Annotated in this window: 8 protein-coding genes; 5 read left to right on the forward strand and 3 right to left on the reverse strand. The window is 56.6% G+C overall.

Features of this window, described 5'->3' with window-relative positions; all coding sequences use genetic code 11:
* Position 1: 1 nt before the first annotated feature.
* Positions 2-574: a DUF3158 family protein gene (locus tag ACMGT0_RS20795; protein WP_416769615.1), complete on the reverse strand. Its 573-nt coding sequence runs from the start codon at positions 572-574 to the stop codon at positions 2-4.
* A 3-nt stretch (positions 575-577) separates the two neighbouring features.
* Positions 578-1,357: a PFL_4669 family integrating conjugative element protein gene (locus ACMGT0_RS20800; RefSeq protein ID WP_416769617.1), complete on the reverse strand. Its 780-nt coding sequence runs from the start codon at positions 1,355-1,357 to the stop codon at positions 578-580.
* A 316-nt stretch (positions 1,358-1,673) separates the two neighbouring features.
* Here ACMGT0_RS20800 and traD point away from each other — a divergent pair, with 316 nt between their 5' ends.
* Both traD and ACMGT0_RS20810 read left to right on the forward strand, forming a co-directional pair.
* Positions 1,674-3,803 (forward strand): type IV conjugative transfer system coupling protein TraD, encoded by a 2,130-nt coding sequence (gene traD, locus ACMGT0_RS20805; protein WP_416769619.1) that lies wholly within the window; start codon positions 1,674-1,676, stop codon positions 3,801-3,803.
* Between the two features lie 409 nt (positions 3,804-4,212).
* The gene (locus ACMGT0_RS20810) at positions 4,213-4,536 is read left to right on the forward strand and encodes a DUF6124 family protein (protein ID WP_416769621.1); all 324 of its coding nucleotides are present in this window, start codon (positions 4,213-4,215) and stop codon (positions 4,534-4,536) included.
* Positions 4,537-4,709: 173 nt separating this feature from the next.
* On the opposite strand, the gene ACMGT0_RS20815 is transcribed toward ACMGT0_RS20810, so the two are convergent.
* Positions 4,710-8,336, reverse strand: a complete 3,627-nt coding sequence (locus ACMGT0_RS20815) for an AAA domain-containing protein (protein ID WP_416769622.1) — start codon at positions 8,334-8,336, stop codon at positions 4,710-4,712.
* A gap of 149 nt (positions 8,337-8,485) precedes the next feature.
* On the opposite strand from ACMGT0_RS20815, the gene ACMGT0_RS20820 reads away from it, so the two are divergent.
* The 3 genes from ACMGT0_RS20820 to ACMGT0_RS20830 all read left to right on the forward strand — a co-directional run bounded on the left by ACMGT0_RS20820 (position 8,486) and on the right by ACMGT0_RS20830 (position 14,226).
* Positions 8,486-9,655: an HNH endonuclease gene (locus ACMGT0_RS20820; protein ID WP_416769623.1), complete on the forward strand. Its 1,170-nt coding sequence runs from the start codon at positions 8,486-8,488 to the stop codon at positions 9,653-9,655.
* A 101-nt stretch (positions 9,656-9,756) separates the two neighbouring features.
* Positions 9,757-11,067, forward strand: coding sequence for a YiiX/YebB-like N1pC/P60 family cysteine hydrolase (locus tag ACMGT0_RS20825; protein WP_416769624.1), 1,311 nt, complete (start codon positions 9,757-9,759; stop codon positions 11,065-11,067).
* Between the two features lie 201 nt (positions 11,068-11,268).
* Positions 11,269-14,226 (forward strand): DEAD/DEAH box helicase family protein, encoded by a 2,958-nt coding sequence (locus ACMGT0_RS20830; RefSeq protein ID WP_416769625.1) that lies wholly within the window; start codon positions 11,269-11,271, stop codon positions 14,224-14,226.
* Positions 14,227-14,232: the final 6 nt, after the last annotated feature.

Here is a 14,232-nt window from a genome sequence, read left to right on the forward strand (position 1 = left end):
TTCAGTTTCCTCCCGAGTGAAGACGAGCATGTTGAAGTATCCGCTGCTCGTACGCCTGGTCAGCCGCCGCCACCTTGTTGGCACACAAGAACGCCTGGCGCCCCATACTGTGAGTCAGGCTGATCTGCATGTTGATGACAACCCGCTGCAGCTCCATCGCATACAGATCGGAGATCAAGTTGATCGGCGTATGCTCATCACGTACTAGCTCCGCCCACAAATCGGCCCCCATCTTGGTACGGTCCGATCGGCTCCAACGCAGAAAAATAGTCCCGGCCCCGGTCGACTGCTTGATCAAGCGAATGGGCAACAACGTGAAAGGGTATCGCTCGGCCTGAGCCAGTATCTCCCGGATAGCCAGAGCAATCAGTCCCTCGCTCAACGCTCTGCACTGCTCGCCCAACTCAAGCAGCTCCCCCTTACCCTTAAAGGGCTTTAAAAGCCCTTTAGGGAAGGCCGTATGTTCCAACGCGCGGAAGGCACTCTGTTCCAGAGGCCGGAAGGCAGTGTGTTCAGCACCCTCTCCCCACGCAGCCGGGTCGAAACCGTTGTCGCGCCCTCGTACATTCACCATCGTTCAGCCCTCCATGGCCTCGGATATGGTCTGCACCGCAGCGTGCCCTGGAGCCGCCTCACGCCATCCAACCGCCCCATCCTCGCTGTCTAAAACACCACGGATATCTCCCACCCGACGGTGAACAATCGGTGGTGCAAACTCAGCCCGGCGACGCCCCTCCAGTACATCCAATGGCAATTCCCCAAGGGTCTCTCTTGCCTGACGAGCCCGAGCGTTATCGGCCACAACATCCGCCCGGGTCACTCCCAAAAACCTGTACTGCTGAACTAGGCCAAACAAACTGCGAAAGATATGACTCGCCGCATCAATTCGACTTTCCATACCCTTGCGAGCAATCAAGGCAACATGGTGAGCGTGTTTGAGACGCCGAACGATATCGTCATAGGTGATCAGCAGATACAACGCCAGAAAGCCGAATTGAGAACCGATGAACATCGGCAGATTGACTGGCCGGATACTGAAGTTTTCCTGTACGGAAATGGCCCGGGGGACTTCACTCATCAGCAGGTCCACTTCCAGGCGGATGTGCATCAACTCGGCTTTGCAGCGCTGCAATTTTTCCTCGATACGGATCAGCCAGAAGTCGGCATAAGGATCATCTCTTTCGGCTTCGTTCTTGATCCGGCCCATCAAACCGACAAGCCCCACAAGTCCCATGATCGGTGCCTTGCCTTCACTGGCAGGTCTTCCTTGCCAGATACGGAGAGCGAGATGGGTATGCAGCGTCAATTGCATCGTACTGCGCAGCGGTCCAATTGGACCTTGAGTGGCGTCAGACATTGATTGCTCCTGGCTGAGGTATCGAGGCCTCAGTGTCATCAGGAACCCCACCACCATCAGCCAAAAAACAGAATCGAGACCCAATGGTTTTATCTCGAAAAAACAACTGAGCCGATCTCGAACAGGGGGAACAGCGCCCACCGCTATACCACCCGAACCACTCCTCGAAACCTGCCCACTGCATTCCAGTTTCCTTGCGGCAGTTGTCCTTCAGGCTTTGCAACCGTGCGCTCTGAACACCAGAGGACGCCGGCATGCCCAACTTCCCTTATCGCTCCCTTGCCCCCTCCCACCGTTACGAAGGGAGGCCCAGACCATGACCCAACAACATACGGTCGAAGTGCTGCTGCGGCCCGCCGTTGAGCTGTACACCGTTGCGGTGTGTATCCCCTGTATTGGGGTGTGTTTATTCGCACCCTGGATGCTCGGTTTGACGCCTTTATTCGGTGTCGTGACGGCAGTTATTTATCTGGTACTTGCCTGTATTCGTCTTCGCCAGGGACTGGCGGTACTGCGCTACCGACGCAATATCCGCCGCCTCCCGCGCTACGTGATCACCAGCCAACGCATCCCCGTCAGCAATCAGCGGTTATTTGTCGGCATCGGCTTTAAATGGGAACAACGACACACCCAACGCCTGATGCAAACTTACCGCCCGGAGTTCCGTCGTTACGTCGAACCCACTCCGCTATTCCAACACGCGCGACAACTGGAACAGCGCCTGGAAAAGGCCAATTTTCCACTGAACCTGATACCCCGATTCACCAGTTGGGACTACCCCCTCAACCCTGTGCGCCCACTTCCAGCAGTCGGCGGCTCTCCTCGCTTACATGGTGTGGAACCCAACGAAATTCCGGTCTCGCTTCCTCTGGGGGAACGCGTGGGCCATAGCCTGGTACTGGGCACCACCCGAGTCGGTAAAACCCGCCTGGCCGAACTGTTCATCACCCAGGACATTCGTCGGGAGACACGCGTCAACGGCATCCCGGAGTTCGAGCCGGTCATTGTCTTCGACCCCAAGGGCGACGCCGACCTGCTCAAGCGCATGTACGTCGAAGCCCGCCGCGCAGGTCGGGAAAAAGAGTTCTATGTCTTCCACCTGGGCTGGCCCGACTTTTCCGCTCGCTACAACGCCGTGGGCCGATTTGGGCGCATCTCCGAAGTGGCCAGTCGCATCTCCGGACAACTTTCCGGCGAAGGCAACAGCGCCGCCTTTCGTGAGTTCGCCTGGCGCTTCGTCAACATCATCGCCCGGGCCTTAGTGGCACTGGGCAACCGCCCCGACTACATCCAGATCCAAACGCACGTGATCAACATCGACGCCCTGTTCATCGACTACAGCAGCGACTACTTCGCCCGCCACGATCTCGGCGCCTGGGACGCCATCGCCACCATCGAGGGCAACCTCACGGAAAAGAACATCCCTCTCAACATGCGCGGCCGCCTCCCCCGCGTCACGGCAATCGACCAGTACCTCTCACGCACCCGCATCGCTGACCCGGTGATGGACGGCCTACGCTCCGCGGTGCGCTACGACAAGACCTACTTCGACAAGATCGTCGCCTCACTCCTGCCCCTGCTGGAAAAACTGACCACCGGGCGCATGGCCGAGCTGATCTCGCCCAATTACAGCGCCCTGGACGACGCCCGCCCGATCTTCGACTGGATGCAGATCATTCGAAAGCGAGGCATCGTGTACGTGGGCCTGGACGCCCTGTCCGACCCGGAGGTCGCCGCAGCCGTGGGCAACTCCATGTTCGCCGACCTGGTGTCCGTAGCCGGCCACATCTACAAGTTTGGCCTGGACGGCGGACTGCACAACGCCGCCCAGGAGCAGAAGATCCCCATCAACCTGCATGCGGACGAGTTCAACGAGCTGATGGGCAACGAGTTCATTCCAATGATCAACAAGGGCGGCGGCGCCGGCATTCAGGTCACCGCTTATACCCAGACCATCAGCGACATCGAGGCCAAAATCGGCAACCGCGCCAAAGCCGGCCAGGTGGTCGGCAACTTCAACAACCTCTTCATGCTGCGTGTACGCGAAACCGCCACAGCTGAACTGCTGACCAAGCAGTTGCCCAAGGTCGACGTCTATTCCACCACCCTCGTCAGCGGCGCCACCGACAGCTCCGATATCTCCGGCAACACCGACTTCACCAGCAACACCCAGGACCGGGTCAGTTCCACCAGCGTCCCCCTGATCGAGCCCGCCCACGTCGTCAGCCTACCCAAGGGCCAAGCCTTCGCCCTGATCGAAGGCGCCAACCTCTGGAAGATCCGCATGCCCCTCCCCGCCCACGACCCAGACGACTGCATGCCCAAAGACCTGCAGACCCTCGCCGCCAACATGCGCAAGCGCTACGTCGACGGCGGCGGTGAATGGTGGGCGGGTAGCGGTAGCCGCCAGATGGAGGAACCGCTGACGGAGACCGAATGCCCCTAAGCGAACCCGCTGTAGCGAACAGAACTGCCCCGCATGATCAGCACGTACTTTCAACAAACGCTTTCACTTTTTTCGAGGATCTCTTAGCGCGAGCAGGACATATCGCTTTAACTCGCGTGAAATTTCCTAGAAAATTCGGATCGCTTGTGTCAGTCAATCTCGATGACTATCTTCAGCCGATCACTGCTCATCAGTGATCGGGTTTGGTAGCCCGCGATAGATTGGCGCACGGCGCCCCCTGAGCTCAGGCGTATTTCATCGTCTGAATTTCATGGTGGCTGTGCGCAGGGCACCCTCGGGTGCGCCGGTTTCTCCAATCTTCCGGTCTACCAACCTGTGTACAGCCGCCACCCAATATCGTTTGGTAGCGATGGCGTGGCGGCTCCAACCACCGGATTGGAGATATGCCATGTTCAAAGTCACACCAAACCCGCCAAACAAAATCGACCCCGAAGCAGCCGACCGCGCACTCACCCATTACTTGTCGCCAAAGCACAATCACGTCGAACGACCCGGATCTGATACATCCGAAGCCGTCAATCAGAACCGTGAAGATCTGCTTGTCACTATCCATTCGATCATGGACAGCGCGGCGGCAACCGCCTATGAAAATGCCGACAATCTCACAGGCCCCCATCGCAAAGTTGCAATGGGGGTTGTGCACTTGATCGAACTGGCACAACGCATGCTGAACGTACTGATTGAGAAGGAGCCTCCGACAGCAGAGGCCTGAACACCCAGGAGCAGAAGACTCCCATCAACCTGCACGCCGGCAAATGCAACGAGCTGATGGGCAACGAGCTCATGTCGATGATCATCAAGGGCGGCGGCGCCGGCATTCAGGCCCCCCCTAAACCCACACCATCAGCAACATCAAGGCGTGGCTCGGCAACCGCGCCAGAAATATCACGACAGTGACGCCCCACCCTGCCTCGGCTCTTGAGCAATTCGTGCTTTCAGCTGAGCGATCAGTTGAGGATCTCGCAGCTCCACGCTGGTCTCGCGACGCAACGACAGGTTCTGCCAATCGGGCATTGCGCAGTACCGATAATAACTGTGCGAAAGCCAATTCCAGCTGCCTACCGTTGCGATCTGTTCGTCGACCAGAAGGATCTTCTCGTGGGTCCCTCCTGGTAAGCGAATGACATTCTCCTCTCCCAGATGGCGGCGATAAACCAGGATCAGTCCCTGATCTCCATCATCACCAGCATCAGCCCTGTGAGCCCAATCGTGACCGTAATAGACGGTGACCGCAACACCACGCTCCTGTGCAGCACGAAGGATGTTCAACGGAGGATGATTGCTGCTCTTTCCTTGACGAATCCAGGGAACGACTACCGTGAAGGAGTGCCGGCTTGAGGCGACCAACGACTCAAACGCCGTGATGTGGTCGCAATCAAAATAGTGCTTCACGCCACTGTTGCTGACGCTCTCAAAGGAAGGACTCTGGTGCTCCATATTGACGAAGAACGACTCTGCACAGATCTCGGCCATTCGGGCCAGTGACTTACCGGCGGCCATGAGACGCTGCTGGTTACCCACCACAATGAATTGCTGCTTGGCCCGTGACACCGCTACGTTCAGGAGGTTGGGCTTGCTGTTCTGGAAGGTATCGCGATCGGTGCGCTGGAAAATCACCGGCGAGTAGATGATCACCTCGAACCCAACGCCCTGGAACTGATGCACTGAACCGATCTTGAGCGCCTGACGATGCTTGAGCCGTTCACCATACTTCTTGATGAGCAGGTTCTTTTGGTTAGAGTAAGGTGTGATGATTCCCACATCCTTGGTCAGGTCGTACCCGGCCGCCTCCAGCTTGTCCAATAACAAGCCGATGGCATCTACCTCATCCTGGTTGGTATTGGGCATCAGCGCTCGACGCCCTTGAACCCCGTAAAACATCAAATTGAAACCGCCCATGTTGGCGCAGGCGGCCTGAATTCTAGAGTCGGGTTTCGTGGTGCGCACCTGCACCCCGCTGTACTCGGCAATGCTCATGAACAGCGCAGCAATGGCAGGCTGACAACGTCGGTGCTCATCCAGAACGATGCCATTTCCTATATCAGAAACACCTCCGGTCAAGGTGCCCGCGGCTCGGTGATAGGCCGTCACTAGCATGGGCGAGACCGCCTCATAGAGCGTGTTGTCTTCAAAATACCTGGCTTTCAGTTTTTCCGCTGCGGCCTTGTCCAACGAACGTATAGGTTCGATCTGCAAAGGGTCGCCAACAACAATTGCCCGCGAACTGCGAGCCAGCAGCGGTACCAACGATTCGACCGAAATCATCCCGGCCTCATCCACAAGGCTCAGTTGGTAAGGCGTGAACCCATTCAGGTCAGCAAGCTTGTAGCCGGCCAATTTATGCGCCGATGCCAAGGTCGACGCCATCACTGGGTAAGCCAACGTGATCAGGCGGTAGAACTCTTCCAGCTTGTCCTTCCAGCGGTAATATCCACTGTCTTGCTTGCCGCTGAGCATGCTGCTCCACAGGGACAAAACCTGACGCAGCGAAGCCTTCTGCCGCAGCAACTCCTGCCACAGGTAATCAATCGCAGACTCGAACAACGCACGTTGCTGCACGATGAAGCGCATGCGCAGCACTTCGAACCAATCCCCCTCAGGAAACTCGTCTTGCAGAGCACGTTTGGCCCCGTTATAGCGGTGCAAGTCAACGACGCGAGAGGTGAGCTCAGCGACGTCAGTCGATAGCCGCTTCAGCGCCCGTTCCCTGTCTTTCTCGGCCTCGGACTCCTCCCATCCAGCTGCACTCAACAGTTGATCGGCGCCGGTGGCTGCAATCAGCTCCTTGCGGTTGCGCGCCAGCTTCGCCAACTGCAGATGGTCGAGGCCGACCAAACCGTACCGCGAGAAATCATCAGGGTAGGCCTTGAGCAGGTGCTCGCGTGCAGCTCGGTACTTTCCACCAAACCACTTGGCCAGAAGAAGGCCCAATCCACCCGTTGGGTGCTCGGCAAAATGGTGCTGAAGGTTCTCGCTCAGCGAACAGCCTAACCAATCACGATACGTCTCAAGGCCGAAAGGAGCGCCAACCAATTTGCCATAGCCACCAGACAGCCACTTTTGGGCGTGTGCGTACTCATTCCTTCGAGCGTCGAGGCGGGCGAGCGCCTCCGCACATTGCTGGGCGATGTCCGTCCCCCGCTCAACTGAGAAGCCCAGCTCCGAGCACTGTCGAGACACATCACTTCCAAACAGCCTTATTTGCGCCTCAAAGTCCTCAGGCGACATCCCCTTCAAAGGCACCGTCGCCTCGTCGAGCTGCTGCTTCAATTCCTCGAATCGACTCAGGCTGGCATCAATCAAGCGCCGGTTTTCGATGATCTTCGCTGCCAGCGCCTTCTGCTTCTCCAGATCATGGAGTTCCGCATCAAGCTGGCGTAACAGCCCACTGACACGCTGAAGCTCATTCGTCACCTGACCACTGTCTCCACCTTGGAAATAGAGCCAGTTGAGGTTTTCCAAATAAGCATCGCCACGCAGATCATCAATGACGTTTTCGACGGCCTTCTTCGCCGTAGAGGTAACCACCAATCCTAGATTGCGGTCATTGCCGCCAATGCATGCCAACGCCCGCTCTACGATCTGACTGGCAATCAACGACTTGAACAGCGTCGTCTTACCTGTCCCCGGAGCGCCCTGCACCGCCAACAACGACGCGCCACTCGAAACCTGGGCCAACGCCATCATCTGTCCGCGCCCCAATGGATACTCGCGCTCGAACAGGCCGTAGGGCTGACGCAAGTGCAAGGAAGACGCTGACGCCACTTCAGCAGAGCGATGCTCGATGTATTGCCGAAGTAACGGCAGCTGCTGCAGATCGGAACGCTGCAGGAGCACCTTGTAATCCTTCAACTGCTCCTTGGTGTTGTAATCAGCATTCACCTCCGGACAGATGATTGCAGTGAACGCTAACTCCAGAGACGCCGTCGCGCTTTTGGCTGAGCTTTCGCCCAAGTCGTCCAAACGCTGCTTGATCCAACGCAGAAACTCACTGAAAAGCTCGCCAAAACTCCCCTGCATGTCCTCCATGCAGGCAGCAGCGATGCTCATCATGTGCCGCTCGGCCCCCAATTCCTGAATATCGATATCCAGGTACAGGCGGAAGGCATCAACGTTCGGCGCAACCTCGGAGCCTTGCTTTACCGGTACGGTGAATTGCAGAGACTCCTCGCTATGCCAGGTATCGGGCAGGGAGTAGCGAAACAAGGGAAGGAAAAAGGTCTTCGAACCTTCAGTGACACGCAGCAACGGAAAACCGAGCTGTAGTGCGTCGGATTGCACTACCCCCTCATCATCCGTCTTGGTGAAACGGCTCTTTAGGGTCGACGCCTGAACGTCAGACAAAGAAAAGCAGAACCCCTGGTCATTCTCCTGGAGGCTTTTCCGGCTGAGCTTGATCTGCTGATGCTCATGAACATCAGCCTCCTTGATGCGGCTCTTGGCGATCCCGGCCGCTTCAACAAACGCACGCCAACCCTCCAAAACTTCCATGTCTTGCTGCTTGCCTTGCATTGACCACATCCGAGCCTGAGCTAACGTCGCGGGGATTCTACGTCAACGCTCGATTAGTAGCATACAGCCATATCCCACCTGCCCCGTAATATGGGACACCGCAAGCCTTGCCAATCAAGGCGATCAGCGAAAAAGCCATCATTTAGCCATTGCATCATTTTCCTGAGCAGGCGAGCATTGCCGCCCAGAAGACCACTGCCGCCAACAAGGATGTTGCTTTGAAACTCCCTGCCGTCAAAAAAGAGAAGCTCGAGCGCGCCCTGAAGCAGTTCGACGAGAAGTTTCGTCATAGTCCTGAGTGGTACGGCTGGACAGAGAACCAGGCCCACCGCTATGCGATCAGCGCCAACGGAAGACTGTACCCTGCGAAAAAGATCGTCTCTCTAGCCACAGGCACACCCGTGGGCCTCTTCTCAGGCGGCCAGCCCACCAACGGTTACCTGAAGCGACACGGCTACACAATTGTCGACCTTCCACGGTCCACTGAGCCCGAACTCAAGTTCATTGTGGGTCAGGTCTATGATCGGCAAACCGAGATTCATGACCTGTTTGGCGGAGGCCGGCAAAGCGGCATTTCAGCCTCAGCGCAAGCACCCGCGATCTTCATCTTCAGCGGCGACTCCGGCGAGCAGTATGGGTATGAGGACGAACACGGTGAAGATGGCGTTTTCCGGTATACAGGCGAGGGGCAGTTGGGCCCTATGACCCTGACCAAAGGGAACCTTGCGATCTTGCAGCATGCCGAGACAGGACGGGCCCTCTATGTATTCAAATCTCTGGGCAAGGGGCAGGGACAGCGCTACATCGGCGAATTCACTTGCGCCAGCCATGAGTGGACCACCGGACTCGATAAAGCAGGCGCCAATCGGAAGATCGTGGTGTTCAACCTCGTTCCTGTTGGGATCGAGCTCAACACCAGCGCCTTCTCAGAAGAGAATGACGTAGAAGACTCCAGCACATCCCTGGACGAAGCCAGAGAGCTTGCTTATGCAGCAGCAGAAACCAGCTCTGCCGATGAGAGTAACTCTGCACTCAGAACGGTCTATAGGCGCAGCAAACGCATCGCGGATTACGTGTTAAAACGAGCGAAAGGGATCTGCGAAAGCTGCGAAAAGCCGGCGCCTTTCTTGAAGATGAATGGAGCCCCCTACCTGGAGCCGCACCACGTCAATCGACTTTCAGATGGCGGCCTAGACCATCCGCGGTACATCGGTGCCATCTGCCCTACCTGCCATCGTGAAATCCACCACGGCATAAACGGAAAAGCGAAAAACGATGCGTTGAAAAGTCACGTCGCTAACATCGAGCGCAAGAAGTAAGCGGTCGGACATCGAGGTACACACTCCGCACATCAACCAAAGGGACAAGTGAGCATTGGCCAATCGGTCACAGGTCACTCCTATCAACTCAAGGAGTTGAGATGAATCAAGTCGATAGCAATGAGAACGCACAATTTGATCCCATGGCCGTGCGAGCGGGCGATATCATCTTTGTCCTCCCTCATGTATCCGGGCGCAGTAAGCTAATTCAATGGGGAAATGTCCGAGGCCAACGCCTATTGGCAAGCCTTCGCACAACCGGAAAAATAAGCCGGAAGGCGATCGTTCCTGACTTTTCCCATGTAATGCTCGGCGCTGGCGATGGTCTCGTGATCCACGCTGATGGCAAAAAAGTCACGCTCCAAGTCGCCTCTAAGGAGCTGAACATTAAGAACAGCACCTACGAGATATATCGGAATCATAGTATCTCCGAGGACACTGCTAGAAAGATCGCCGAAGCTGGTGTCCATTATCTGGAGCAACAGTATGATTTCACCAAATACTTCCTCAAGGGCAGCGCTCTTGATTTCACCCAGTTCTGCTCAAGGCTGGTCGCCCAGGCGTACCGCTTTATTGGTATCCCGTTAAGCGATTTACCCGATCATAAAGTGCTACCAGTGGATATTCACAGGCAATGCCAGCTGCCTGATTGGAAAAACGTCACCGCCGAGTCTTTGTTACCTCCTTTGCCTGAGAATCATGACTTAGAGGGTATGCATGCGCTAGTAATGAATGACGGTACCTCTCTGTCAGAATTTCTCGATCGGACCGATAGCCTGATTATGTCTGGCCTGCAGCAGCAGGTAAAAATCGAAGAAGCTCTCCACAAAAGCACTCTCGATATCATGAAAGGGCAGGAACTGGCTGCACAATACTGTGCAGCTAAATTTACTCTATTTCAATCGCTACGAGAACAGCCTGAGAAAATAAATGAACAGAATGTTCAAGACATCGGAGAGGTTCTTTCCCAGCTAGAGACTCTATTGGATATAGCAGCTCTCCCAGACCTCGAGCTGCTGATCAAGGACAGTGCAAGTAATAGCAATGGCGGAGCCGATCAACGTGCACCGTACGCTGGGCTTCCCACAAACGTAGAAATTAGAGAACAAAATAAAGCACGAGAAACAATTAGGTATCTATCGTACTTTCTTATGGCCGAAATCGGCCTGCTCAGCATTCTAGCCCAATTTGATCAGAGTGATAAACTTGCTAAATTCAAAAAGATCAACCCGGATTACATCAAAGAATTTTGCAACGCCTTGCCTGACACCTTGAACACCCACCCTAACGAACTCGACAACACGTTCCCATGGGTCACTAACCTGGAGTTTCAGGCGGTCTATCGAGCCGTATACTCAAATGTAATCAGCGCCATCAGGTGCCTATACCCAAGCGAGCCACATGCCGGTTAGACAACCGCTCGTGCACCGGATACCGCCGCCCCGCCTGCAAAGCGTCGAACGCTTGCGGCATAGCAACAGGTCCCCTCTGTTTGCTGGGTCCGAGTCCGATCGTCCCTACGTCACCGCCGCCTGAAAGGGTGATAGAGATATGCTATAACGGCGGCCTTCCCTCTACCTCCAGGCACCTGTCGTGGCACAAGGACGCGAAGCTTGACCCATACGCACAGCTACTACGAGCAGAACGCCGAGCAATTTTTTGCCGATACCGTCGACGTGGACATGCACGTGCTGTACGCGCGCTTTCTCGAGTCCATCCCCGCCGGCGGTTACATCCTGGATGCGGGCTGCGGCTCTGGCCGTGACTCGAAGGCCTTTTCCTCAAGCGGCTATCGTATCGCTGCGTTCGACGCTTCACAGGCCCTGGCAACGCTCGCCAGCCAACACCTCGGTCAGACTGTACCCGTACGACGGTTCGCAGAAGTTACCGAACTGAGCCATTACGACGGTATCTGGGCCTGCGCCAGCCTGCTGCATGTGCCACCTACTGAAATGCCCGACGCACTTGCACGCCTATGGCAGGCACTGAAGCCCGGAGGAACCTTCTATTGCAGCTTCAAACTCGGGGAAGGAGAACGCGATCATCTAGGCCGTCGCTTTACCGACGCCACCGAACACCAGATGGATACCTGGCTAGAAGCGCTGGAAGACATTGCCGACATCAGCTACTGGCACACCGCTGACCAACGCCCAGGTCGCAGCGACGCCTGGTTGAATGTCTTGGTTCGGCGCAAACCGGCTCCGGCGGAAAAACTGGTCACTGGAGGGAAGGATCACCTCCTACCCCGCCTGTGCTCTGCGATCAACACAGCCAGTGAAATCGACATGACGGTGTCCTTCATCAGGAGCACCGGCTTGCGGTTATTGCTGCCGGACCTACAGGCACGCCTGAAGCCAGGTGACGAACTACCCCCGACGGCTCGAGTTCGCGTGATAACCAGCGATTACCTCGGTCTCACAGAACCAGAGGCCCTACGCAGCTTGATGCTGCTGCAGGAGGAAGGCGCCCAAGTGCGGGTCTATGAAAGTGGCAATAACAGCTTTCACATGAAGGCCTACCTCTTCGCTATGCAGGACGACGGGCAACTCAACGGCCAGGCGTTCATCGGTTCGAGCAACATCAGCCGACAAGCCCTGCTAGAGGGGCTGGAATGGAATTACCGCATCGACTATCCAGCTGATAACGGCTTTCTCGAAGCACGCAGTCGCTTCGAGGAGCTGTTCGCCAACCCTCGCTGCAAGCCCCTGACGCATGACTGGATCGATGAATACGAACGCCGGCGCAAACCGCCCGCGGTCGCCATCGAACCCGGCAGCCAGGAAGTGGAGCCACCACCGACTCCAACACCGATCCAAAGCGATGCCCTACTCGCCCTGGCGCAAACCCGCGTAGAAAGTTATCGCCGTGGCCTAGTAGTGCTCGCAACAGGTCTGGGCAAAACCTGGCTCGCCGCTTTCGACGCCAAACAGATCGGAGCTCAGAGAGTCCTGTTCGTGGCCCACCGCGAGGAAATTCTGCACCAGGCGGCGGAGACATTCGTGCGTATCCGGCCCGGCCAGCGAGTCGGTTTCTACATGGGCCAACAGCGAGACACTGAGGTAGACGTCCTCTGCGCCTCGGTGCAGACACTCGGACGCATTGAACACCTGGAGCGCTTTGCGCGAGAGCACTTCGACTACATCGTCATCGACGAATTTCACCACGCGGCCGCCCCTACCTATCACCGCCTGCTGAACTATTTCTTTCCTTCGTTCCTGCTTGGGTTGACGGCGACTCCAGACCGCACGGACAACTCGAGCATCCTGTCGCTGTGCGACGACAACCTGGTGTTCGAAGCCGGCCTTTTCAAAGGAATCAGGGAGAAGCTGCTAGCCCCCTTCCACTACTACGGCATCTTCGACGATACCGTGGATTACCAGTCGATCCCCTGGCGCAACGGGCGCTTTGACCCAGAGCTCCTGGCCAACAAACTCGCCACGCTGAGCAGGGCGCGCCATGCCCTGAAAACGTGGCAGGCACACGCCCAAACCCGCACGCTGGTGTTCTGCATATCAACCCGCCATGCCGAGTTCATGGCCGATTTCTTCCGCCAGCAAGGTATCGAGGCCGCCGCGGTCTATGTGGGCTCGAAGCTGTCGCGCGGCGAGGCCCTAGAGCAACTGAGCAGCGGGCAGCTGTCAGTGATTTTCTCGGTTGATCTGTTTAGCGAAGGCGTCGACCTGCCAACGATCGACACCGTAATGATGCTGCGCCCAACCGAGTCGAAGATTCTCTTCTTACAGCAACTGGGTCGTGGCCTGCGCAAAGCAGAGGGCAAAGACAAACTCGTGGTGCTCGACTTCATCGGTAATCACCAGAGCTTCCTGCACAAGCCTCAGGCGCTGATGGGAAAAACCATGACTCCCGGTGCTCTGGCGACATTCGCCCATGACGCTGCAAAACAGCACCTGGATCTACCTGAAGGATGCTTTATCAACTACGAGCTGCAGTTGCTAGAGTTCCTCAAGTCCCTTGAAGGCGACAGCGTACAAGGCCAGTACCGAGCACTACGAGAAAGCCTCAACCGACGCCCAACCCTCATCGAGTTCCGCCACTCCGGAGCCAACGTGGCGCAGATGCGTCAGCAGTTCGGGAACTGGTTCTCCCTACTCGAACACATGGGTGAGCTATCCGATACGCAGCGTGACCTGGCCAAGGCCCATCGCGCCTTCCTGCGCGAGCTGGAAGTCACAGCCATGAACAAAAGCTTCAAGATGATCCTACTGGAGGCCTTCCAAGAGCTGGATGGCTGGCGCACCGCACCTACTGAAGCCAGCCTGGCCGAACGCTCCTGGCAGATACTGCAACGACGCCGCACGCTACTGGCCGACCTACCTCCGAAACATACACAGCTCACCTCGGCCTGGTTGAGCTACTGGCAAGAGCACCCGATCAACGCCTGGATCGGTGGCAATAAGAAAGGCGGAACCAAAAGCTACTTCGCCGTCGAGCAAGGGCATTTTATCCCGAGCCTCCAGATCACAGATGCTGAACGGGAATACTTCATCGAAATGGTGCAAGAGCTGATCGACGACCGCCTGGAAGCCTACGGAAAACGCCACAATAACTAGCAGATA

The sequence above is a fragment of the Pseudomonas sp. RHF3.3-3 genome (assembly GCF_048069595.1).
GTDB classification, from domain to species: Bacteria; Pseudomonadota; Gammaproteobacteria; order Pseudomonadales; family Pseudomonadaceae; genus Aquipseudomonas; species Aquipseudomonas fuscovaginae_B.